Source organism: Pseudomonas sp. PONIH3 (genome assembly GCF_002934345.1).
GTDB lineage: Bacteria > Pseudomonadota > Gammaproteobacteria > Pseudomonadales > Pseudomonadaceae > Aquipseudomonas > Aquipseudomonas soli.
The window spans coordinates 3,798,416-3,821,531 of record NZ_CP026386.1; the positions used below are offsets into that span (position 1 = coordinate 3,798,416).

Here is a 23,116-nt window from a genome sequence, read left to right on the forward strand (position 1 = left end):
AGGAGAAGCTCGTACCGATTACCTCTGTGTACAAAGATACCATCATAATTTTTCCGGGGTTTTTGCACGATATATCCTTGTGATTTTTCTTTGGCTGAACCTTTGCTGTGACAACCTTTACTGTTGTGACGACCTTTATTAAACGGAAAAGCCCAAGAATTTTTGAAAGATTATGCTTTGTGACAACCTTTATTCTCTCTTCTCCAGGATCAGCGCCCCCGCTCGGCCGCGGAATCCAAGAGCTTTTGTGACAAAGTTTATTAATCCGTAACAGGAGGGCGCCGCACGGGCGCCCTCCCTTTATGCTGTCTTCCTTCCTCTCAAAGCCTCCCCCGCAACCTGTCCGAGCAGGTAAAAACGCATATTGGATATGCAGCGCTGACGCATCGCGCAATCTAGAAACGTCATATCCTTCTGCTGCTCGATGAAGCCGTGCCTTGCGGCCTGGCGATGCAGCGACACACTGGTCGACCCAGGATGGGCGATCCGACAACAAGAACAAGAGAAGTCATCGACATGGATGTGAGATGTGATCAGCTCAAGACGCTGACGGGCACGCTGTGCCTGACGTTTGCCACCGGCCTGCCGCTGTCGGCTGCGGCGGCCTATCAGGACCCTGGCCGCCTGGGCGACCCCGCCAGCTGGCGCTCGGTCGAATACCAGCAGGACTGGGGCCTGGAGCGCATGCAGGCGAGCCAGGCCTATGCCGCCGGGTTCACCGGTGCCGGGGTCAGCATCGGCGCCCTGGACTCGGGATTCGATCCCGCCCATCCCGAAGCCAGCCCCGGGCGTTTCCACGCGGTCACCGCCACCGGCCAGTACCTCGACGGTACTCCGTTCAGTGTGTCCGGGGTGCTCAATGGCGCCAACGACAGCCATGGTACCCATGTCACCGGCACCATGGGCGCGGCCCGTGATGGCGTGGGCATGCACGGCGTGGCCTTCAATGCCCAGGTATACGTGGGCAACACCAACAAGAATGACAAGTTCCTGTTTGGCACCGATCCCGATCCGCGGTATTTCAAGGCGGTCTACGACGCCCTGGTGGATTCCGGGGCGAGGGCGATCAACAACAGTTGGGGCAGCCAGCCCAAGGATGTCAGCTACCAGACCCTCGGCGACCTGCGCACGGCCTACGCCCAGCATTTCCAGCAGGCCACCTGGCTCGATGCCGCTGGCGATGTGGCGCGTCGGGGTGTGATCAATGTGTTCAGCGCCGGCAACAGCGGCTATGCCAATGCCAGCGTGCGCTCGGCGCTGCCGTACTTCCAGCCGGAACTGGAAGGCCACTGGCTGGCGGTATCGGGCCTGGACAAGAACAACCAGCAGAAATACAACCAGTGCGGCATCGCCAAATACTGGTGCCTGGCGACCCCCGGTGCGGCAATCACCAGTACCGTGCCCGGTGGCGGCTATGCCACCTACAACGGCACCTCAATGGCCGCGCCCCATGCCACTGGGGCCCTGGCCCTGGTCATGGAGCGTTATCCCTATCTGAACAACCAGCAGGCCTTGCAAGTGCTGCTGACCACTTCGCGCCAGCTCGATGGCTCGCCGACCCAGGCGCCTAGCGATCGGGTGGGCTGGGGCGTTCCGGACCTGGGCCGGGCCTTGCATGGCCCAGGGCAGTTGTTGGGGGAGTTCAACGTCAACCTGGAGCGTGGGCAGGGCGATAGCTGGAGCAACGGCATTTCCGACCAGGCACTGGTGCAGCGTCAGGCCGAGGACGTCGCGGAACGGCAGGCCTGGCAGCAGACCCTCAAGGATCGCGGCTGGGAGCATGGGCTGGCAGCGGGCGTCAGCCAGCAGGATCGCAGTGATTATGCCCTGGGCATGGCCCGTGACGCGGCAGCCGCGCAGCGGGTTTATCAGGGCAGCCTGGTCAAGTCCGGGGCCGGTTGGCTGGTGCTGTCGGGTGACAGCAGCTACCGCGGCCCGACCCGCGTCGATGGCGGGTTGCTGGCGGTCAACGGCAGCCTGCAATCAGCGGTGACGGTCAATGCTGGCGGTACAGTGGGCGGCAATGGCCGGGTCGGTGCCCTGATTGCCAACGCTGGGGGCGTGGTGGCCCCGGGTAACTCCATCGGTACCTTGAATGTCGCCGGTAACCTGGACTTGCAGCCGGGTTCGACCTATCAGGTGGAGCTGTCGCCCACGGCCAGTGATCGACTCGTGGTGGATGGTCAGGCCAGCGTCGCTGGCGCCAATCTCGATCTGGTGCCCCAGGCTCGGCCGAACCTGCTGGCCGGTGGCCCGGTCACCAGCCTGGTGGGGCGCCAGTTCGACATCCTGCAGGCGGCAGGCGGCGTCGATGGGCGCTTCGCCCAGGTTCAACCCGGCTACTTGTTCCTTGGGACCGTGCTCGACTATTCGGCCAACGGTGTGCAGTTGGACGTGACGCGCAGCGCCGCAACGTTCGACAGCGTCGCGGCCACGCCCAACCAGCTCGCCAGCGGCGCCGCCGTGGAGCGCCTGGGGCCGGGCAATCCGGTGTATGAAAGCCTGCTGCTCTCGACCTCGGCGGACCAGGTCCGGGACGGCCTGCGCCAGCTAGCCGGGGAGATCTATCCGGCGCTGGACTCGATGCTGCTCAGCCAGGGCTCGGTGTTGCGTGATGCCTTGGGCGAGCGTGTGCAAGGCGCCGCACTGCCAGCCAATGCGCCTGGCACGACGGCGCCCGAGACCGGCTCGACCCAGCTCTGGCTCAAAGGCCTGGGCAGTTGGGGGCGCATCGAGGGCGTGCAGGGCAGTGAGTCCTATACCAGCTCCTTGGGCGGCATGCTGCTGGGCCTGGACCGGGACTTCGACGAGCAGACCCGCGCCGGTCTGGCTGCCGGCTACAGCGACAGCTCCCTGGGCATGGGCGGCAGCCACTCCCGGGCCACGGTCGACAGCTATCACTTGGGCGCCTATGTCCGTCACGACGTCGACCAGCTGCGCTTGAGCCTGGGCGGCAGCTACAGCTGGCACCGCGCCGAAGTTCGTCGCGACCTGGCCTATGCCGAGGTGTCCGGCCGCCAGCGCGCGCGGATCGATGCCCGCAGCCAGCAGCTGTTTGCCGAGGCGGCCTATCGCCTGGCGTTGCCGGCGGTGCAGTTGGAGCCGTTCGCCAACCTGACCTACCAGCACCTGGACCGTGATGGCTTCCATGAGAAGGGCGATGCCGCAGCGTTGCAGGCGGGCGACGAGCAGCGTGATGCCTGGTTAAGCACCTTGGGCCTGCGTGGGCGCCAGCAATGGCAAGTGGGCCCGCAGCAGGACCTGCAATTGGCGGCAAGCCTGGGCTGGCAGCACCGGCTGAGCGGAACCCAGGACCGCGAGCACCTGGCCTTTGCCGACAGTGACCTGCCGTTCCGGGTGGAGACGGCGCCAGCCCTGCGCGATGCCGCGCTGGTCGGGCTCCAGGCACGGGTGGGCCTGACCCGCGACCTGGACCTGAGCCTGGACTACCAGGGGCGTCTGGCCAGTCGTGAACAACAGCATGGCGCGGGGCTCAACCTGCAATGGCGTTTCTGAGGCGTCATGGCGCCAGTTGTTGCAATACGGAGTTCGACCAACGCGGTATTCAATCCATACAACTAAGGAAGGTCGTAGTGAAGCGAGTCAGACAGGATGACAGCGCACTTGGGCAGGGCTGGGCCCTGGCGCCGCTGGGGCGGGTATTGATGGGCTGGGCGGCGTTGATGGGCACGGCCCAGGCCGCGCCCTATGTGGAGAGTGGCCGCCTCGGCGACGCCAGCAGCTGGCGCAGCAGCGAATTCAAGGCCGATTGGGGGCTGGGGGCGATCCACGCCGACAGCGCCTATGCCGCCGGCTACAGCGGCAAGGGGGTGAAGCTGGGGATCTTCGACCAGCCGGTGTACGCCGCGCACCCTGAGTTCGCCGGCAAGGACAAGATCGTGACCCTGGTCACCAGTGGCATTCGCCAGTACACCGACCCCTATATTCCGGTGAAAGCCGGCGATGCCTTCCGCTACGACGGCAGCCCGTCGGTAGGTTCGGATGGCAAGCTCGGCTCCCATGGCACCCACGTCGGGGGGATCGCCGCCGGCAACCGTGACGGCGTGGAGATGCATGGCGTGGCCTTCAATGCGCAGATCATCAGCGCCGACAACGGCGACCCCGGCCCCGAGGATGGCATCGTCCTGGGCAACGATGGCGCGGTGTACAAGGCCGGCTGGGACAGCCTGGTGGCCAGCGGCGCGCGGATCATCAACAACAGCTGGGGCATCGGCATCACCGACCGCTTCGCCAAGGGCGGGCGCAATCCGGACTTCCCGCATTTCACCGTGAACGATGCCCGGGCGCAGTTCGCGCAAATCCAGCCGCTGCTGGGCACCTTGCCCGGTGGCGCCTATGACGGGGCCATCGCCGCCGCCCGCAGCGGGGTCCTGACGATCTTTGCCGCCGGCAACGACTACAACCTGAACAACCCCGATGCGATTGCCGGGCTGGGCTATTTCGTACCGGAGATCGCCCCCAACTGGATGACCGTGGCGGCGTTGCAGCAGAACCCCGACACCAGCAGCGCCAACCCGTACGTGATCAGCACGTTCTCTTCGCGCTGCGGCTATACCGCAAGCTTCTGCGTATCGGCCCCCGGCACCCGCATCTACAGCGCGGTGATTGGCGGTACCAGCCTGGAGGACCTGACCCAGGGTTACGCCAACAAGAACGGTACCTCCATGGCCGCGCCCCATGCCGCTGGCGCAGCGGCGGTGCTGATGGAGCGTTTCCCCTACATGAGCGGCGCGCAGATCGCCAGCGTGCTGCGCACCACTGCCACCGACATGGGCGCGCCCGGCATCGATTCCTTGTATGGCTGGGGCATGATCAACCTGGACAAGGGTATCCGCGGCCCCGGCATGCTGGTTACCGAGCAGGACATTCCCGAGGAGTTGCGGATCGCCGGCGGCTACGGCCCGAGCCAGTTCGTCGCTGATCTGCCGGGTGTCGGCGCCCTGGTGGATGCTGGCAGGCCCACGGAAAGGCGCTGCAACGATCTGAGCTGTGTGCTGGATCTGTGGAGCAACGATATTTCCGGGCATGGCGGCCTGACCAAGCAGGGCATCGGCACCCTGGTGCTCAGCGGGAACAACACTTACGCCGGTCCGACGCTGGTCAACCAGGGGCGGCTGGCGGTCAATGGTTCGCTGCAATCGACCGTGACGGTCAACGACGGCGGCGTGCTGGGCGGCAATGGCCGGATCGGCGCGCTGGTGGTCAACCGCGGCGGCGTGGTGGCGCCCGGCAACTCCATTGGCACCTTGCGCGTCAGTAATGACGTGACCTTCCAGCCTGGCTCGACCTATGCGGTGGAGGTAGACAGCACTGGCAGCGACCGTCTGGTCAGCGATGGCCAGATAGCCGTGGGCGGTGCGAACCTGGCCCTGGACCTGCAGAACCCTGGCGTTTCGCTGCAGTCCCAGCAAGCCACCAGCCTGGTGGGGCGGCAGTTCGACATCCTGGATGCCGCAGGTGGCGTGCAAGGCAGTTTTGCCCAAGTGCAGTCCAACGCGTTGTTCCTCGGTGGTGGCTTGGCGTATACCGGCAGTGGGGTACGGCTGGCGGTGCAGCGTAATGCCACCTCGTTCGCCAGTGTCGGCCTGACCGCCAACCAGCGTTCGGTGGCCGCGGCGGCCGATCGGCTCGGCGCGGGCAACCCGGTCTACGAGAGCCTGCTGTTGTCGGCCGATGCCGCCAGCGCCCAGCAGGCATTCGATCAGCTGTCCGGCGAAATCCACCCGGCGGTGGGTAACTTGCTGCTCAACGACAGCCGCCAGTTGCGCGACGCCGTAGGCGAGCGTACCCGGCTGCAGGGTGTGGAAGGCCAGGACAACGGCCTGTGGGTCAAGGCCCTCGGCGCCTGGGGCAAGGCCGACGGTGATTCCGGACATGCGCGCTATAGCAGTTCGATTGGCGGCATGCTGCTGGGGATCGATGGGCAGATGAGCGAGGACACCCGTGTCGGCGTCTTTACCGGCTATAGCGACAGTTCGCTGAGCATGGGCGATGGCCGTCACTCCTCGGCCAGCGTCGACAGCTACCACCTGGGCGCCTATGCCGGCAAGGAACTGGAGCAGCTGCGCCTGAGCGTGGGCGCCAGCCACAGTTGGCACCGTACCGAGACCAAGCGCGAACTGCAGTACAACGAGGTCAGCGATCGCCAGAAGAGCAAGCGCGATGCCCAGAGCACCCAGGTGTTCGGCGAGGCGGCCTGGAAGGTCGAACTGCCGAGCGTGGCGCTGGAGCCGTTCGCCAATCTGGCCTACGTGCATATAGCCAGCGACAGCTTCAGGGAGCATGGCGGCGCTGCCGCGCTCAAGGGGGGCCAGGATAACCGCGATGCCTGGCTCTCGACGTTGGGCATGCGCGCCGGCAAGCAGCTGCAGTTGTCCAGCGGCCAGGCGGTCGAGCTTGCCGCCACTCTGGGCTGGCAGCACAACCTGAGCTCCACCGGGGCCGACCAGCACCTGGCGTTCGCGGGCCAGGGCGATACCTACAAGGTTCAGGCGCTGTCACTGGACCGTGATGCGGCGGTGGTCGGTGCACGGGTGGGGATTGCCCTGAGCCGCGAGGCCCGGGTCAACCTGGACTACAACGGACTGCTGGGTAGCCGCGACAAGAGCCACGGGGTCGGCCTGACCCTGGATTGGGCATTCTGACACTAAGGTCTCAGTGCTTTGTAGTCAAAAGGCCCCTGCATTCGCGGGGGCTTTTAAGTTCTGCAGGTAAGCATTTTCGGAGCAATGTGAAATCCGTAGCAGTTCGTCGTTGTCGGACGTTTCTACAACCAGCGTCTGGCATGGATCAATGTTTTCTCTCCGGGTTTGCCCTAACGTCCCCCGACCCATCAGTCATCAAGGACGACAGGAAATGCAGACGCTGCAACGAAAGCACGATATCCAGCCATTGGAAGGCAATGAAATGACCCTCCTGGTCAATGGGTTGCCCGCAGTCGCCAGTGCCGGCGAGACTGTACTCAGCGTGCTCAACGCCGTTGGCCTGCGCCAGCTGGCGCGTAACGATCATGGCCAGCTCAGCGGTGCCTACTGCGGCATGGGCGTCTGCCATTGCTGCCTGGTGCAGATCGACGGTCGTCCCAAGCGTCGCGCCTGCCAGACCATCGTCAAACCGGGCATGCACATCGAGACCGAGGTCAACCGCGTGCACGAGGAGGCCCATCCATGAGCCTTCGTCCTGTGATCGTCGGTGGCGGCTCGGCCGGCATGGGCGCGGCCATCGAGCTGGCCGAACATGGCGTGGATTGCCTACTGTTCGACGAAGCCTCGCGCCCCGGTGGCGTGGTCTATCGTGGCCCGTTGCGCGCCGGCGTCGACCTGGGCTACCTGGGCCCGCGCTACACCAAGGCCCTGACCAAGCTGCACGAAGATTTCGCCGCCTGCGCCGAGCGCATCGACCTGCGTCTGAACCATCGCGTGGTGGGCGGTGACGACCAGCGGCTGATGGTCCTCGATGGCGACGAGCGCCTGCACGAGATCGACTATTCCCATCTGCTGCTGGCCGCCGGTTGCCATGAACGCAACGTGCCGTTCCCTGGTTGGACCTTGCCGGGCGTGATCCTGCTCGGTGGTTTGCAACTGCAGATCAAGAGCGGTGTGGTCAAGCCACTGGGCAGTACCCTGATTGCGGGTACCGGGCCTTTGCTGCCACTGGTCGCCTGCCAGCTGCACGCCGCCGGTGCCAAGGTCGCGGGGGTGTACGAGGCCTGCTCGTTCAACCGCATCGCCAAGGAAAGCCTGGCGCTGATGAACAAGCCGCAGCTGTTCCTCGACGGCCTGAGCATGCTCGCCTACATGAAGCTCAACGGCATCCCCATGCATTACGGCTGGGGCGTGGTGGGCGCCACGGGGGAGGGCGAACTGCAGGAAGTCGAGGTCGCACCCTATACCCAGGACTGGCAACCGGACATGAGCCGTGTCCAGCGCGAGCAGGTGCGCACCCTGGCAGTGGGCTATGGCTTCATCCCGCGTACCCAGCTCAGCCAGCAACTGGGCCTGGCCCATGGTTTCAGCGAGGACGGCTACCTGCGCGCCGAATGCAACGTGTGGCAGCAAAGCAGCCAGCCGAACATTCACCTGGCGGGCGACATGGCCGGGATCCGCGGTGGCGAGGCGGCCATGCTGACCGGGCGCATTGCCGCGGTTTCGATGCTCCAGCAGATGGGCAAGCTCGATGCCGAGCAGGCGATCGAGCGCCGTGAGCGCTACCTGGGCAAGCTGGCTGCGATCAAGCGCTTCCGTTCCGGGGTTGAGCGCTACACCGCCCGTGGCGCCGCACAGGTCGCACTGCCACAGGCCGACACGGTGATCTGCCGTTGCGAACACGTGACTCGCGAGCAGATCGATCTGGCCCTGGAGCAGGGTGTGCAAGACATGGCCAGCCTGAAGATGCGCACCCGGGTGAGCATGGGCGACTGCCAGGGGCGCATGTGCGTCGGTTACTGCAGCGACCGTCTGCGCAGCGCCACCGGGCGCAAGGACGTGGGTTGGCTGCGCCCGCGCTTCCCGGTGGACCCGATCCCGTTTTCCGCATTCGAACAACTCGGCACGGAGGCCTGAACATGAAAAAGCACTACGACATCATCATCGCCGGTGGTGGAGTGATCGGCGCGTCCTGCGCCTACCAGCTGTCCAAGCGCAGCAACCTGAAGATCGCCTTGATCGACTGCAAGCGCCCGGGCAATGCCACCCGCGCCTCGGCCGGCGGCCTGTGGGCCATCGGCGAATCGGTGGGGCTGGGTTGCGGGGTGATCTTCTTTCGCATGATGTCCTCGCGCAGCAAGCGCGAGGCCAATGGCGCGGCGGTGGTGGTCGATTCGAGCACACCGCACATCCTGCCGGAATGCTTCTTCGACTTCGCCTTGCAGTCCAACGCGATTTATCCACAGCTGCACCAGGAACTGATCGAACGCCACGGCATGGACTTCAAGTTCGAGCGCACCGGGCTCAAGTACATCATCCAGGATGAAGAAGACCAGTTATACGCCGAGCACATCGTCAAGCAGATCCCGCACTTGGCCGACCAAGTTCGTTGGCTCGACCGCGACGCGCTGCGCGCTTCGGAACCGGCGGTAACGCTCAAGGCCAATGGCGCGCTGGAGTTTCTCTGCGATCACCAGGTCAGTCCGTTCCGCCTGGGCGATGCGTTCATGGAGGCGGCGCGGCAGAACGGCGTCGACCTGTACCCGAACGTCAACATCACCGGCGTGCTGCATGAAGGTTCACGGATCAAGGGCGTGCGCACCGCCGAAGCCGGTGAGTTCCATTGCGGCACATTGATCAATGCCGCTGGCGCCTGGGCGGCGGAACTGAGCGAGTGGGCCACCGGGGAGAGCATTCCGGTCAAGCCGGTGAAAGGCCAGATCGTGCTGACCGAGCGTCTGCCCAAGCTGCTCGATGGCTGCATCACCACCAGCGATTGCTACATGGCACAGAAGGACAACGGCGAGATCCTGATCGGCAGTACCACCGAGGAGAAGGGCTTTGATGTCAGCAATACCTTCCCGGAGATCAACGGCTTGGTACAGGGGGCGATCCGCTGCGTGCCACAGCTGGCGCAGGTGAACCTCAAGCGCACCTGGGCCGGCCTGCGGCCTGGGTCACCGGATGAGTTGCCGATTCTCGGGCCTGTGGATAATGTCCCAGGGTATTTCAACGCCTGTGGACATTTCCGTACCGGGATTCTGACCTCGGCGATTACCGGCGTGCTGCTGGACAAGGTTGTCCACAATGAGGCGCTGCCGCTGGATATCACGCCATTCCTGGCGTCGCGCTTCCACAGCGCTGGGGATAAACAGCGGGCCCATGGCTAAGTGGGCTTTGCCCTGCGATTGCGTTGGCAGGCATGACGCAATCGCGGGGCAAGTCCGCTCCCACGGGCGGTGCTGAAAGGTCCGGTCAGATCTGCATCGCCATCCCTTGCACATTCATCGCCGCCTGGCGCAGGGCCTCGGAGCGGGTCGGGTGCGGGTGGCAGGTGAGGGCGATGTCCTCGGCCGAGGCCGAGAACTCCATTGCCACGCAGAACTCGCCGATCATCTCGCTCACGCTTGGGCCGACCAGGTGCACGCCCAGCACCTCATCGGTCTCGGCATCGGCGATGACTTTGGCGAAGCCTTCGGTCTCATGGTTGATCTTGGCGCGGCTGTTGGCGGTGAAGGGGAACTTGCCGACCTTGTAGGCACGGCCTTCGGCCTTGAGCTGCTCTTCGGTCTTGCCGACGCTGGCCAGTTCCGGGCGGGTATAGATGACGCCCGGGATGAGGTTGTAGTTGACCTCGTGGGCCTTGCCGGCGATGCGCTCGATGCACGACACCGCTTCGTCTTCGGCCTTGTGCGCCAGCATCGGGCCGGAGGTGACGTCGCCGATCACCCAGATGCCTGGCACCGCGCTGCGGTGATGGTCGTTGGCGAGCATGCCGCGCTTGTCGGTTTGCAGCCCTGCGCTTTCCAGGTTCAGGCCTTGGGTATAAGGACGGCGGCCGATGGCTACCAGCACGTAGTCGGCCTGCAGGGTTTCGGCGGTACCACCGGCGGCGGGTTCCAGGGTCAGTGTGACGCCGTCGGCCGCGGCCGTGGCCTGGGTCACCTTGCTGCCCAGCTTGAAGGTCATGCCTTGCTTGGCCAGGGCTTTCTGCAGGGTCTTGGCGGTTTCTTCGTCGGTGCCAGGGCAGATGCGGTCCAGGTATTCGATCACCGTCACTTCGGCACCCAGGCGACGCCATACCGAACCCAGCTCCAGGCCGATCACCCCGGCGCCGATGACGATCAGATGCTTGGGCACCTGGGGCAGCGACAGGGCACCGGTGGAGTCGATGATGCGCTGGTTGTCGATGGTCACGCCGGGCAGCGGCGTGGGCTCCGAGCCGGTGGCAATGACGATGTCCTTGGCCTGCAGGGTGGTTTCACTGCCGTCCTCGGCCTTGACGATCACCTTGCCAACCCCGTCCAGGCGGCCCCAGCCCTTGACCCAGTCGACCTTGTTCTTGCGGAACAGGTATTCGATGCCCTTGGTCAGGCCAGTCACGCTTTCATCTTTCTGCTTCATCATCTGGCCCAGGTTGAGGGTCGGCTTGACCTCGATCCCCAGGTGGGCGAACTCATCGCCACTGGCTGCCTCATACAACTCGGAAGCGTGCAGCAATGCCTTGAAAGGCATGCAACCGACGTTCAGGCAGGTGCCGCCCAAGGTCGAGCGACCCTCGACACAGGCCACGCTCAGGCCCAGCTGGCCCGCACGGATCGCGGCGTTGTAGCCGCCGGGGCCGCCGCCAATGATCACCACGTCATAGGATTTCATGGGTTTCGTTACTCCGAGAGTGTGAGGAAGCGAAGAGGGCACAAGGTTAATCTGAGCGAGCAGGATTGTATACAATCTGCCATATAGGCTGCGCCAGATAGTTCTAGACCATGGTCGTGATTACCGGAAACTTCGTACGAATGAACTACCCTGATGCGGTGACGTCCGACACATTAAGGCGTGGCGTCCCGTATCAACGAAAGGGAGGGTCATGAATGCTTGCGCAACTTCCACCTGCGTTGCAGAGCTTGCACTTACCTTTGCGCGTCAAGCTGTGGGACGGCAACCAGTTCGATCTGGGGCCGAGCCCGCAAGTCACCATCGTGGTCAAGGAACCCCAGCTCATTACCCAGCTCACCCATCCCAACCTCAATGAGTTGGGATCGGCCTTCGTCGAGGGCAAGCTGGAGCTGGAAGGCGATATCGGCGAAGTCATCCGGGTTTGCGACGAACTCAGCGATGCCTTGCTGCAGGATGAAGATGAGGTATTGCCGGCACGCACTGCCCATGACAAGACCACCGATGCCGAAGCCATTTCCTATCACTACGACCTGTCCAACGAGTTCTACCAACTGTGGCTCGACCGGGACATGGTCTATTCCTGTGCTTATTTCAAGGAGCCGGACAACACCCTGGCCCAGGCTCAGCAGGACAAGTTCGATCACCTGTGCCGCAAACTACGCCTGCAGGCTGGCGATTACCTGCTGGATGTCGGTTGTGGCTGGGGCGGGCTGGCGCGCTTTGCCGCCCGTGAGTATGGCGCCAAGGTGTTTGGCATCACCCTGAGCAAGGAACAGCTGAAGCTGGGCCGCCAGCGGGTCAAGGAGGAGGGCCTGGCTGACAAGGTCGACCTGCAGATCCTCGACTACCGCGACCTGCCCCAGGATGGTCGCTTCGATAAGGTGGTCAGCGTCGGCATGTTCGAGCATGTCGGCCACGCCAACCTCGAGCTGTACTGCCAACGGCTGTTCGGTGCCGTGCGCGAGGGTGGCCTGGTGATGAACCATGGCATCACGGCCAAGCATGTCGATGGCCGCCCCGTCGGCCGCGGCGCGGGCGACTTCATCGATCGTTATGTATTCCCCCATGGCGAGCTGCCGCATATCTCGATGATCACTGCACGGATTTGCGAAGCGGGCCTGGAGGTGGTCGACATCGAGAGCCTGCGCCTGCACTACGCCAAGACCCTCAACCACTGGAGCGAGAACCTCGAGAACCAGCTGCAACGCGCCGCCGCGCTGGTGCCGGAGAAGACCTTGCGTATCTGGCGCCTGTACCTGGCCGGTTGCGCCTACGCCTTCACCAAGGGCTGGATCAACCTCCATCAGATTCTCGCAGTGAAGCCTTACGCCGACGGTCACCACGACCTGCCATGGACCCGTGAGGACCTGTATCGCTGACCTCTACAGCGGCGTGCTCGTCCGGCACGCCGCTGCGCGCTACAGGATCGGTGAAATCAGGCGCGCGATGCGCATACCCAGCTGTTGCAGACGATGGGTGTCGCGGCTGTCTTCAGCGGTGATCTCCCTGGCCTGCTCGAAATCATTCACCAGCATGAGCTCGACCTGATCGGCAAAGGCACGATCCACAGTGAGCAAGGTGATCTCGAAATTCAGCCGGAACGAACGATTGTCGAGGTTGGCGCTGCCGATGGCGCTGACCTCGTCATCCACCAGCACGACTTTCTGGTGCAGGAACCCCGGTTGATAGCGGAACATGCGCACCCCGGCGCGCACCGCTTCGAAGGCGAACAGGCTGGAGGCGGCGTAGACGATGCGGTGGTCGGGGCGCGAGGGAATCAGGATGCGTACATCGACGCCCCTCAGTACCGCCAGGCGCAGGGCGGCGAAGATGGCTTCGTCGGGAATGAAGTAGGGGCTGGTGATCCATACCCGGCTGCTCGCCGAGTGAATCGCTTCGAGAAAGAACAGCGCGCAGGTTTCCTGGGGATCGGCCGGGCCGCTGGCCAGCGCCTGGCACAACACGCCATCCTCGGGGTAGGCATCAGGCAGGATCAGCGGCGGGAGCTGGCGCGTGGCCCAGTACCAGTCCTCGGCGAAGGACTCCTGCAGGCAGGCCAGCACCGGGCCGCTTATCTGTACGTGGGTATCGCGCCAGGGCGAGAGCTTGGGGTGTGCACCGAGGTATTCGTCTCCCACGTTGTGGCCACCGAGAAAACCTTGCAGACCATCAACCACCACGATCTTGCGATGATTGCGGAAGTTGACCTGAAAGCGGTTGAACCAGCCGCGGCGCGTGGCGAAGGCCTCAATCTGCACTCCACCGTCACGCAGTACCTGGCTGTAGCTGGCCGGCAGCGCATGGCTGCCGACGCGGTCGTAAAGCACGAAAATTCGGACACCTTCGGCGGCCTTGCGCAGCAATAGCTGCTGCAGTTCCTTGCCCAGGGCATCGTCATGGATGATGAAGAACTGCACCAGGACGGTGTCCCGCGCCATGCGGATGGCCGAGAAGATCGCCTCGAATGTGGCAGCGCCGTCGACCAGCAGTTTCACTTCGTTGTTGGCCAGGCATGGCATGCGCCCGAGCTTGGGCATGGCGCGCAGGGCGGCATAGCTGTCCGACTCGCGGGCGGTCAGCGCTTCCTCCACCCATGGGCGCCAGTTCAGGTTGGCCATGGCCACATGCATTTCCTGGTTGGCCTGGCGCCGCGCCTGGATGTACGCATAGAAGGAGCGGGCGCCGAACACCAGGTAGGGGATGAGCGTGAGGTAGGGGATGAACAGCAGCGACATGGCCCAGGCGATCGCACCTTGGGCGGTGCGCACGGTGAACACCGCATGCAGCGCGGCGGCCAGGCCGAGCAGGTGAATCAGACCGAGCACGTAACCGAAAAAGTAGGGGCTGTGGTAATCCATACGCATCCTGCTTGCCGAGAGTACTGCTGCTAACAGACCACGTTCGAGGGGACCACTGCAACCCACAGGCGAATTCGACGTCTAAAGGCTCAGTCCGGCCGGAGCCGGTATTTCGAGGAGCTTTCATCCATGAAGATTCGTCTGCCATTGCTCGCCCTGGCACTGGGGTTGGGCAGCCCGCTGGTCCACGCGCAGATGTTGCAACCCGGCTTGTGGGAGCTGACCACCAGCAATATGCAGGTCGATGGCAAGCCGTTGCCAGACATGGAGTTCATGCTCGGCCAGTTGAAGAACCTGCCGCCTGAGCAACGGGCGATGATGGAAGGTGCCCTGGCCAAGCAGGGCATCACCGTGGGCGGCAAGGGTGTGCGCTCGTGCCTGACCGCCGAGCAGGTCAAGACCAACGACATCCCCCTGCAGGACCCGCAATCGGGCTGCACGCAGAAGATCACCGAGCGCAATGGCAATGTCTGGAAGTTCCAGTTCAACTGCCCGAAAGCCCAGGGTACCGGCCAGGCCACCTTCCTCAGCGACCGTGAGTTCCTGACCAAGGTCAACGGCACGTTCAATGCCTCCGGTGTCCAGCAACAGGGAAGCATGGATACCCGGGCGGTCTGGCTGGGCAACGACTGTGGAACAGTGAAGCCACGCAGTTGAAGTAGCGCTCACCACCGATGTTGAGTCACCGCAACCGCGTCGTGGGCATGCAGGCTCTCTGCATGCTCCACGCGTACGCTGAACCCCAACACCTCTTCAATCTGCATCAATGCCAGGTGCAGGCGCCGGGCAGCATCCTCGCAGAACATCAGGTTCTGTCCATTGGCCAGGGCAAAAGCCTGCTCGTCGGCGCGCTTCACTGCGGTCTGCACTGCGGTGCCCAGCGCGGCTTCCGCCGCGTCGATCAGCCCTGTCAGGTTCAGCGCTTCCCCTGCAAGGCGTACCTGAAGCCTGGCCATGCTCCGTTGGCTATGGGGCGTGGCGACGATCCCGTCACTACTGCCCAGCCATTGGCGAATGCCGCAGCGGTCCAATGGCCGGTGGGCGAAGTCCCTGTCGAACTGCTCCTGGATCAACTGCCTTGCTAGTGCTGCCGAGCATGGGCATGTCGACGAGTACGGCACATTCACTGATAGTTCCACGTGGAACATTTCATCTTCAAGCTTGGCATCCACGGTTACCGGGTAGCGCTTCCAGCCAGCCAACGGACTGATCAGTGCCGACCGTTTGAGCAGATGATCAAAGGTCAGGCGCAGATAAGCATTGTTGGACAGGCCGGTGTGGCTAAGCAGAAATGACCGCAGTATCTGGCGTAGAAGCGGGGGTGACAGGGGTTGTTGCTCCAGCGCCTCCAATGCCAGGTACAGCCGGGACATGTGGATGCCGCGTGAGGCGCCATCGTCGAGGCTCACTCCGGCATCGGCAAATGCGGTGACGGTGCGCCCGTCGAGTTGCAGCGCAACGGCGATACCATTCATGCCCACCCAGTCCAGCGGCAGTGCCTGTTGATTGCTTTGGGCGGCGACATCGGGAAGGGATAGGCTGGTCATGGAAGGGATCCTGAACGGTTAAAGTCACTGGCAACCGCCGATGAGGCTGCAATGCAGGTTGAAGCGTTGGCCGCTGGAGCTGGAAACACGATTCAGCGTGGTCCAGCCAATACGCCGGCTGTAGCCGACCCAAGCCTCGCCGTCGCTGGCCAGGCCGGTAAAGAACGTCAATGCGCCGTGGCGGCTGTTGGTTTGCGCCCAAAGCCGCTTGCTCGCAACTTCATACCCGCGCAAGTAAAAGGTGCTGCCCTCGGTTCGCACGCTGTAGTAGTTGCCCTTGCTGTCCTGGCAGGCCAGCAAGGTTGCGCTGCGGGTGCACCGTGCAAGGTCGGTAGTGGGCATGGCAAAGAGCTGCTCTGGATGAACGAGCAGCAGCAGGGCGATGACGCCAGGTAGTTTCATGACGCTCTCCAGACAACCGTTCGGCGATACGGCTTGGCGAAATTGTATTGTTATAATATAACATTGTGCAATGCATCGTTTCGAATGCGCCTGCCCGATGAGGTTCGTCATGCCCAACCGTCTTCCTGTCACCGTGCTGTCCGGCTTCCTGGGTGCCGGCAAGAGCACGTTGCTCAACCATGTCCTGCGTAACCGCGACAATTTGCGCGTGGCCGTGATCGTCAACGACATGAGTGAAATCAACATCGATGCCAGTGAGGTGCAACGCAATGTCAGCCTCAACCGCGCTGAGGAAAAGCTGGTTGAGATGAGCAACGGCTGCATCTGCTGCACACTGCGCGAGGACCTGCTGGAGGAGGTGGCCCGGTTGGCGGGCGAGGGTCGCTTCGATTACCTGCTGATCGAGTCCACGGGTATATCCGAGCCGCTTCCGGTCGCCGAGACGTTCACCTTTCGCGATGAGCAGGGCCGCAGTCTCTCCGACATGGCACGCCTCGACACCATGGTCACCGTTGTCGATGGGCTGAACTTCCTTCGCGATTATCAGGCAGCCGAAAGCCTGGCCAGTCGGGGCGAGACCTTGGGCGAAGGTGACGAACGTTCGATCAGTGACTTGCTGATCGAGCAGGTTGAGTTCGCCGATGTGTTGCTGCTGAGCAAGATCGACCTGATCAGCCAGCATGAGCGCGAAGAATTGACCGCCATCCTGCGCAGCCTCAATGCGCGGGCGCAGATCGTGCCGATGGTGATGGGCCAGGTGCCTTTGGCGCGCATCCTCGATACCGGCCTGTTCGATTTCGACCAGGCCGCGCAGGCGCCGGGCTGGCTGCAGGAGCTGCGTGGCGAACATGTGCCGGAAACCGAGGAGTATGGTATTGCCGCGACCACCTGGCAGGCGCGCCGGCCATTCCATCCGCAGCGTTTCTTCGACTTTATCCACAAGCCTTGGAGCAACGGCCGCTTGCTGCGCTCCAAAGGGTTCTTCTGGCTGGCTAGCAAGTTCCAGGAGGCCGGTAGCTGGTCGCAGGCCGGCGGCATGATGCGCCATGGCCTGGCTGGTCGTTGGTGGCGTTTCGTGCCGCGCGAACAATGGCCGCAGGATGAAGAGAACACCGCGGCGATCCTCAAGCAGTGGTCCGCGGAAGCGGGCGACTGCCGACAGGAACTGGTGTTCATCGGGCAGAACATCGACTTTGTTCGGTTATCCACAGAGCTGGAAGCCTGCCTGCTCGATGATGAGGAAATGGAGTTGGGGCCGATGGGCTGGCTGCGCCTGCCGGACCCCTTTGGTGAGTGGCATGAGGACGCTGCGGCATGACTGTGGATATCCGCCAGGTCTTCGGTGAGTCACCCCAGGTGATGACGGAGATTCTCCAGGATGGGGTCAACCTCGCGGTCTGGCAGCGCCGCCTGCCGGCCCAGGTCGAGGACTTCGCCAACCTGGTGCTGAGCCTGGGCCAGCCATTGGCCGATGAGCGCGTGATCGAGGTGGATGAACGCCAGCCGCCAGCGTTGCCCGGGCTGCTCAGAGAAACCGCCGATCTGCATGGCTACGATGGCTTCGTCGCCGATGTGGCCTGGCTGGTGGCGGCCTATACCTGCCTGCTGGGCGCTCGGCGCCTAGGGGTGCGGCTGCGGGTGCTTGAGGGGGCGATGTGCCCGCGCATGCATGTGGATCATGTGCCATTGCGCCTGCTCAGTACCTACGCCGGCGCAGGTAGCGAATGGCTGCCAGAGGGTGCCATCGACCGTACCCGGTTGCAGCTGGCGCCGCCGCCTGTGGATAACGTCCGGCGATTGGTGGCGGGAGAGGTAGCCCTGCTCAAGGGTGAGAAGTGGCTGGGGAACGAGGGTGCGGGCTTGGTCCACCGGTCCCCGCAGACACCCGCCTGGGAGCGTCGCTTGCTGTTGAGCCTGGACTGGTTGGCATGAATTGCCGGACGCCCCGGTATAGACTGCCATCAAGCCCTTGCGATACCGAGCCATGTTGCAGAACATCCCCACCCATGTGATCGCCGGCCCGCTAGGCGCCGGCAAGACCAGCCTGATCCGTCACTTGCTGGAGCAACGACCAACTGGTGAGCGTTGGGCCGTGCTGGTCAACGAATTTGGCCAGATCGGCCTGGATGCCGCCTTGCTCAGCCGTGATGAGGCCGGCATCGCCATCGCAGAGGTGGCGGGAGGCTGTCTGTGCTGCGTCAATGGCGCACCGTTCCAGGTGGGGCTCGGCCGCCTGCTGCGCAAGGCGCGCCCGGATCGCCTGTTCATCGAACCGTCCGGCCTCGGTCACCCACTCGAATTGCTGGAGCAACTGGGGCGGGCGCCTTGGACCGGTGTCCTGTCGGTCCAGCCACTGTTGATGGTGCTGGATGCCGCGGCCCTTTCCCGGGGCACTGGCTTGCCAGAGGCACAGAACATGGCATTGGCGAAGGCGGGGTTGCTGCTGTTCAACAAGGCGAGCTCCATGGATGCTGCCACCCGCCTGTTGATAACTGCATCATTGCCTGAAGTCCCGGCGTTGTGGACGGATCATGGCGCGCTAGCCCTCGCTGAGTTGCCTGTATCGCCCGCGGCGCCAGCAGCGGGCTCACTCGACCTTTCCAGTTTGCCTGTGGATAACGGCCCCATCCCACGGCCCACCTTGTGGGTGGATCCGCGGCAACCGATCTGTCAGTCCCGGCTGGCGGACGAGGGCTGGAGCGTAGGTTGGCGCTGGCATCCGGGCCAGTTCTTCGATGAAATGGCGCTACGTGGCGTTCTTGAGCAATGGTCGTGGTGCCGGGCGAAAGGGGTTATCCACAGCGCGGCGGGGTGGCAGTCGTTCAATGGCCTGGAACGTGGGGCGCTGGAATGGCGCCCCAGCGAATGGCGCAGGGACTCGCGCATCGAGCTGATCTTCGATCAGCCACAACCAGTGCAGGTGCTCCAGGCGGCCATCGCCAGCTGTTACGTTGCTGGCTGATCAATTGCGCCAGCGGTTATGTTCCTGGCGCCATTGCTGCATTTCGATGACGTTGTCGGTGCGTGGCGGGGTCTTGATCTCGAACGGGTAGGGTGCAAGTTCGATCTGCATGGTGTGGGCGCCGAACTGGGTGACAGTGCCGGGGTGACGTTGTTCGCCGGTAACGGTGAACTCGAAATTGTAGATGCGCGCCAGGCGCTTTCGGCCATTGGCGTCGCGCACGAAAGCGATGCGCTTGAGCGCCACGGCGTCGTCGAGCAGTTCCAGGTCGAGCTTGGCACAATGCTGCTTGACCCGAGCCAGGGCCTTCTCGCGAAGCCCGTGGTTGTGCCACAGCCAGGCGCCTGCGGTCGCCACCAGCATCAGGACGAAAAGGTTTTCCAGGGTCAGCATTTGCGTAAGCTCCAGACAGGTCGATCCAGCTTAACTGCGTCTCTGGCCTGTCGTACAGATAGCAATCAGGTTCATACTGCGGGCCGCACATTTCTTCACATAGTTTCGGAAGCGCCCTGCATGAAACGTACACCGCACCTGCTCGCCATTCAGTCCCACGTGGTCTTTGGACACGCCGGCAACAGCGCCGCGGTGTTTCCCATGCAGCGGGTCGGGGTCAACGTCTGGCCACTCAACACGGTGCAGTTCTCCAACCACACTCAGTATGGCCAGTGGGCGGGGGAAGTGCTTGCGCCAGCGCAAATTCCCGCGTTGGTGGAAGGCATTTCCAATATCGGCGAATTGGGCCACTGCGATGCGGTGCTGTCGGGTTACCTGGGCAGTGCCGAGCAGGGGCGGGCGATCCTGGCTGGCGTCGAGCGGATCAAGGCGGTCAATCCCAGGGCTTTGTACCTGTGCGACCCGGTCATGGGCCATGCCGAGAAAGGTTGCATCGTGCCGGCCGAGGTAAGTGAATTCCTGCTCGAGCAGGCCGTGGCCAAGGCCGATATCCTGTGCCCCAACCAGCTTGAGCTGGACAGTTTCTGTGGCCGCCGCGCGCAGTCGCTGGAGGATTGCGTGGGCATGGCGCGCGGGTTGTTGGAGCGTGGGCCGCAGGTAGTGCTGGTCAAGCACCTGAATTATCCACAGCGCGCGGACGATGCCTTCGAGATGCTCCTGGTGACCCGCGAAGCCAGCTGGCACCTGCGTCGGCCACTGCTGGCGTTCCCGCGTCAGCCGGTAGGGGTGGGCGACCTGACGTCAGGGTTGTTCCTCGCCCGGGTGCTGCTTGGCGATAACTGGCTGCAAGCCTTCGAGTTCACCGCCGCTGCCGTGCATGAGGTGCTGCTGGAAACCCAGGCCTGCGCCAGCTATGAACTGCAGCTGGTGCGGGCCCAGGATCGCATCGCCCACCCACGGGTGCGCTTCGAGGCGCAGCGCCTGAACGGCTAGATCGAATCGGTCTTCAGGTTCTGATAGCGCTGCTCTAGCTCCTGGCGGATCTGTCGGCGCTGCTGACCCTGCAGGAAGCGGCGCTTCTCTTCGCTGCTCTGCGGCTGGCGTGGTGGTACCTTCACCGGGCGCCGGTCATCGTCGACAGCCACCATGGTGAAGAAGCAGCTGTTGGAGTGGCGTACAGAGCGCTCGCGGATATTCTCCGTGACAACCTTGATGCCCACCTCCATCGAGGTGTTGCCGGTGTAGTTGACCGACGCCAGGAAGGTCACCAGTTCGCCGACGTGCACCGGCTCGCGGAAGATCACCTGGTCCACCGACAGGGTCACCACATAGGTACCGGCATAGCGGCTGGCGCAGGCATAGGCGACTTCGTCGAGGTACTTGAGCAGGGTGCCGCCGTGTACGTTGCCAGAGAAGTTGGCCATGTCCGGTGTCATCAGGACGGTCATGGTCAGCTGGGCGTTTCCAGGTTCCATAAAGAGCTCACGGTGAATTTGCACGGTATCGGGGCGGGTATCTGCAGACACTTCTGTTTCCCCTCTTTGAGGTTTCCCATCCTGGTACGGGACGTCGGCTGACGCTCCATCGTCACGCCAATATTGCCATCGGCGGTGTCGAATCTGCCGATCTGTTTCTGCATATTGCATTGGCAATTTGCGGCAAGGCGCGATGTTAACCTGACGACGCCCATGCAACGTGGGCTTTCGCGTCAATCACAACAGTATGTGCCTGCTCCGCGCCCAGGGTCTTCCCAGCAGAGGAGCGGTTCGCCCCCAGCATCGAAAACAAGGAGTAACACGCCATGCATGCCATCAGCTTCATCCAGGATCTGGCGGTGATCATGCTGGTTGCCGGGGTGGTCACCATTCTCTTTCATCGCCTCAAGCAGCCCGTGGTGCTGGGCTACATCGTCGCCGGCTTCATCATCGGGCCGCACACGCCGCCGTTCGGGCTGATACACGACGAAGACACCATCAAGACCCTGGCTGAACTGGGAGTGATCTTCCTGATGTTCTGCCTGGGCCTGGAGTTCAGCCTGCGCAAGCTGTTCAAGGTCGGTGCCACGGCGTTCATCGCCGCCTTCCTGGAAATCGTCCTGATGATCTGGATCGGTTTCGAGATAGGTCGCTGGTTCGGCTGGAACACCATGGATTCGCTGTTCCTCGGGGCGATCCTGGCGATTTCCTCGACCACCATCATCGTCAAGGCGCTCAACGACCTGAAGATGAAGAACGAGCGCTTTGCCCAACTGATCTTCGGCGTGCTGATCGTCGAGGATATTCTCGGCATCGGTATCATCGCGCTGCTGTCGGGCATCGCCGTCAGCGGTACGGTGAGCTCCGGCGAGGTGTTCTCGACCGTGGGCAAGTTGTCGCTGTTCATGATCGTCGCGCTGGTCATCGGCATCTTGCTGGTGCCGCGGCTGCTGGCCTATGTGGCCAAGTTCGAAAGCAACGAAATGCTGCTGATTACCGTGCTGGGCCTGTGTTTCGGCTTCTGCCTGCTGGTGGTCAAGCTCGAGTACAGCATGGTGCTGGGTGCCTTCCTGATCGGCGCAATCATGGCCGAGTCGCGCGAGCTGCTGAAGATCGAGCGCCTGATCGAGCCGGTGCGCGACTTGTTCAGTGCCATCTTCTTCGTGGCCATCGGCCTGATGATCGACCCGTCGATCCTGCTCGAATACGCTTGGCCGATCGTGGTCATCACCCTGGCGGTGGTACTGGGCAAGATGCTTTCCTGCGGCATGGGGGCGTTCATTGCCGGCAATGATGGACGCACTTCGCTGCGTGTGGGGATGGGGCTTTCGCAGATCGGCGAATTCTCCTTCATCATCGCTGCCCTGGGCATGACCCTGCAGGTCACCAGCGACTTCCTCTACCCGGTCGCGGTGGCGGTATCGGCCATCACCACCCTGCTCACGCCCTACCTGATCCGCGCTGCCGACCCGTTGTCGATCAAGCTGGGCAATGTGGTACCCAGCCGCCTGGCGCGGGTGCTTTCGCTGTACGGCGAGTGGTTGCGCAGCATCCAGCCCCAGGGCGAGGGGGCCATGCTGGCGGCGATGATCCGGCGCATCCTGTTGCAGGTCGGGGTCAACCTGGCGCTGGTGATCGCGATCTTCTTCAGTGGCGGCTATTTCGCCGGGCGTATCGGCGTCTGGCTCAGCGAATGGGTGACGGACGCCGGTCAGCAGAAGGCGCTGATCTGGGGCGCGGCGCTGCTGCTGTCGTTGCCGTTCCTGATTGCCGCGTACCGCAAGCTCAAGGCACTGTCGATGTTGCTGGCAGAGATGGGCGTCAAGCCGGAGATGGCGGGGCGACATACCCAGCGCGTAAGACGGGTGATCGCCGAGGTGATTCCGCTGCTGTCACTGCTGGTGATCTTCCTGCTACTGTCAGCCTTGTCGGCGAGCATTCTGCCCACCAGCGAACTGCTGCTGATCATCGCGGTAGTGGCGGCGGTAGTGGTGGCACTGCTGTGGCGCTGGCTGATCCGTGTGCATACGCGAATGCAGGTGGCGTTGCTGGAGACGCTGGAGAACAGCCGCGATCATTCGCACTGAGGGAGCGGTTAACGCTTTCTGCGCAAGATTTCACCGTCGTCCGAGGGGAT

Annotated in this window: 18 protein-coding genes; 12 read left to right on the forward strand and 6 right to left on the reverse strand. The window is 63.3% G+C overall.

Going from position 1 to position 23,116, the window contains the following annotated elements; all coding sequences use genetic code 11:
* Positions 1 to 516: 516 nt before the first annotated feature.
* The 5 genes from C3F42_RS17565 to hcnC all read left to right on the forward strand — a co-directional run bounded on the left by C3F42_RS17565 (position 517) and on the right by hcnC (position 9,835).
* Positions 517 to 3,516, forward strand: coding sequence for an autotransporter serine protease (locus C3F42_RS17565; RefSeq protein WP_104444678.1), 3,000 nt, complete (start codon positions 517 to 519; stop codon positions 3,514 to 3,516).
* Between the two features lie 149 nt (positions 3,517 to 3,665).
* Positions 3,666 to 6,665, forward strand: coding sequence for an autotransporter serine protease (locus tag C3F42_RS17570; RefSeq protein ID WP_201754897.1), 3,000 nt, complete (start codon positions 3,666 to 3,668; stop codon positions 6,663 to 6,665).
* A 211-nt stretch (positions 6,666 to 6,876) separates the two neighbouring features.
* Complete coding sequence (gene hcnA, locus C3F42_RS17575) at positions 6,877 to 7,191, forward strand: cyanide-forming glycine dehydrogenase subunit HcnA (RefSeq protein ID WP_023629670.1); 315 nt, start codon at positions 6,877 to 6,879, stop codon at positions 7,189 to 7,191.
* A complete protein-coding gene (hcnB, locus tag C3F42_RS17580; RefSeq protein WP_046857637.1) occupies positions 7,188 to 8,582 on the forward strand; it encodes a cyanide-forming glycine dehydrogenase subunit HcnB in 1,395 nt (464 codons plus the stop codon). Before hcnA ends, hcnB begins: the two co-directional genes overlap by 4 nt.
* A gap of 2 nt (positions 8,583 to 8,584) precedes the next feature.
* Entirely contained in the window at positions 8,585 to 9,835 is a 1,251-nt protein-coding gene (gene hcnC, locus C3F42_RS17585) for a cyanide-forming glycine dehydrogenase subunit HcnC (protein WP_094010878.1), read from the forward strand.
* Between the two features lie 85 nt (positions 9,836 to 9,920).
* Here the strand turns inward: hcnC and lpdA are convergent, their stop codons facing one another.
* Positions 9,921 to 11,321 carry a dihydrolipoyl dehydrogenase gene (gene lpdA / locus C3F42_RS17590; protein ID WP_104444679.1) on the reverse strand — a complete coding sequence of 467 codons (1,401 nt, stop codon included), beginning with the start codon at positions 11,319 to 11,321 and terminating at the stop codon, positions 9,921 to 9,923.
* A 215-nt stretch (positions 11,322 to 11,536) separates the two neighbouring features.
* Between lpdA and cfaB the strand changes: the two genes are divergently transcribed.
* Positions 11,537 to 12,721: a C17 cyclopropane fatty acid synthase CfaB gene (gene cfaB / locus C3F42_RS17595; RefSeq protein ID WP_094010880.1), complete on the forward strand. Its 1,185-nt coding sequence runs from the start codon at positions 11,537 to 11,539 to the stop codon at positions 12,719 to 12,721.
* 39 nt (positions 12,722 to 12,760) lie between these two features.
* On the opposite strand, the gene cls is transcribed toward cfaB, so the two are convergent.
* Positions 12,761 to 14,200: a cardiolipin synthase gene (gene cls, locus C3F42_RS17600; RefSeq protein WP_038707076.1), complete on the reverse strand. Its 1,440-nt coding sequence runs from the start codon at positions 14,198 to 14,200 to the stop codon at positions 12,761 to 12,763.
* Positions 14,201 to 14,329: 129 nt separating this feature from the next.
* Here cls and C3F42_RS17605 point away from each other — a divergent pair, with 129 nt between their 5' ends.
* A complete protein-coding gene (locus tag C3F42_RS17605) occupies positions 14,330 to 14,857 on the forward strand; it encodes a DUF3617 domain-containing protein (protein WP_023629675.1) in 528 nt (175 codons plus the stop codon).
* Between the two features lie 8 nt (positions 14,858 to 14,865).
* On the opposite strand, the gene folE2 is transcribed toward C3F42_RS17605, so the two are convergent.
* Both folE2 and C3F42_RS17615 read right to left on the reverse strand, forming a co-directional pair.
* Complete coding sequence (gene folE2 / locus C3F42_RS17610) at positions 14,866 to 15,747, reverse strand: GTP cyclohydrolase FolE2 (protein WP_023629676.1); 882 nt, start codon at positions 15,745 to 15,747, stop codon at positions 14,866 to 14,868.
* 24 nt (positions 15,748 to 15,771) lie between these two features.
* On the reverse strand, positions 15,772 to 16,149 hold the full coding sequence (locus C3F42_RS17615) for a hypothetical protein (RefSeq protein WP_023629677.1): 378 nt from the start codon (positions 16,147 to 16,149) through the stop codon (positions 15,772 to 15,774).
* 109 nt (positions 16,150 to 16,258) lie between these two features.
* Between C3F42_RS17615 and zigA the strand changes: the two genes are divergently transcribed.
* From zigA to C3F42_RS17630, 3 genes are read left to right on the forward strand one after another with little or no spacing between them, the layout of a single operon-like run.
* Positions 16,259 to 17,467 (forward strand): zinc metallochaperone GTPase ZigA, encoded by a 1,209-nt coding sequence (gene zigA, locus C3F42_RS17620; RefSeq protein ID WP_023629678.1) that lies wholly within the window; start codon positions 16,259 to 16,261, stop codon positions 17,465 to 17,467.
* Positions 17,464 to 18,081 carry a DUF1826 domain-containing protein gene (locus tag C3F42_RS17625; RefSeq protein WP_104444680.1) on the forward strand — a complete coding sequence of 206 codons (618 nt, stop codon included), beginning with the start codon at positions 17,464 to 17,466 and terminating at the stop codon, positions 18,079 to 18,081. The genes zigA and C3F42_RS17625 overlap by 4 nt, the downstream gene beginning before the upstream one ends.
* 52 nt (positions 18,082 to 18,133) lie before the next feature.
* Positions 18,134 to 19,111, forward strand: a complete 978-nt coding sequence (locus C3F42_RS17630; RefSeq protein ID WP_104444681.1) for a GTP-binding protein — start codon at positions 18,134 to 18,136, stop codon at positions 19,109 to 19,111.
* On the opposite strand, the gene C3F42_RS17635 is transcribed toward C3F42_RS17630, so the two are convergent.
* Complete coding sequence (locus C3F42_RS17635) at positions 19,112 to 19,504, reverse strand: DUF3301 domain-containing protein (protein ID WP_023629680.1); 393 nt, start codon at positions 19,502 to 19,504, stop codon at positions 19,112 to 19,114.
* Positions 19,505 to 19,624: 120 nt separating this feature from the next.
* Between C3F42_RS17635 and pdxY the strand changes: the two genes are divergently transcribed.
* Entirely contained in the window at positions 19,625 to 20,497 is an 873-nt protein-coding gene (gene pdxY, locus C3F42_RS17640; RefSeq protein WP_023629681.1) for a pyridoxal kinase PdxY, read from the forward strand.
* Here pdxY and C3F42_RS17645 read toward each other — a convergent pair.
* Positions 20,494 to 20,979, reverse strand: a complete 486-nt coding sequence (locus C3F42_RS17645) for an acyl-CoA thioesterase (RefSeq protein ID WP_023629682.1) — start codon at positions 20,977 to 20,979, stop codon at positions 20,494 to 20,496. The genes pdxY and C3F42_RS17645 overlap by 4 nt on opposite strands.
* A gap of 326 nt (positions 20,980 to 21,305) precedes the next feature.
* Here C3F42_RS17645 and C3F42_RS17650 point away from each other — a divergent pair, with 326 nt between their 5' ends.
* The gene (locus tag C3F42_RS17650) at positions 21,306 to 23,066 is read left to right on the forward strand and encodes a cation:proton antiporter (protein ID WP_023629683.1); all 1,761 of its coding nucleotides are present in this window, start codon (positions 21,306 to 21,308) and stop codon (positions 23,064 to 23,066) included.
* The last annotated feature ends 50 nt before the right edge of the window (positions 23,067 to 23,116 follow it).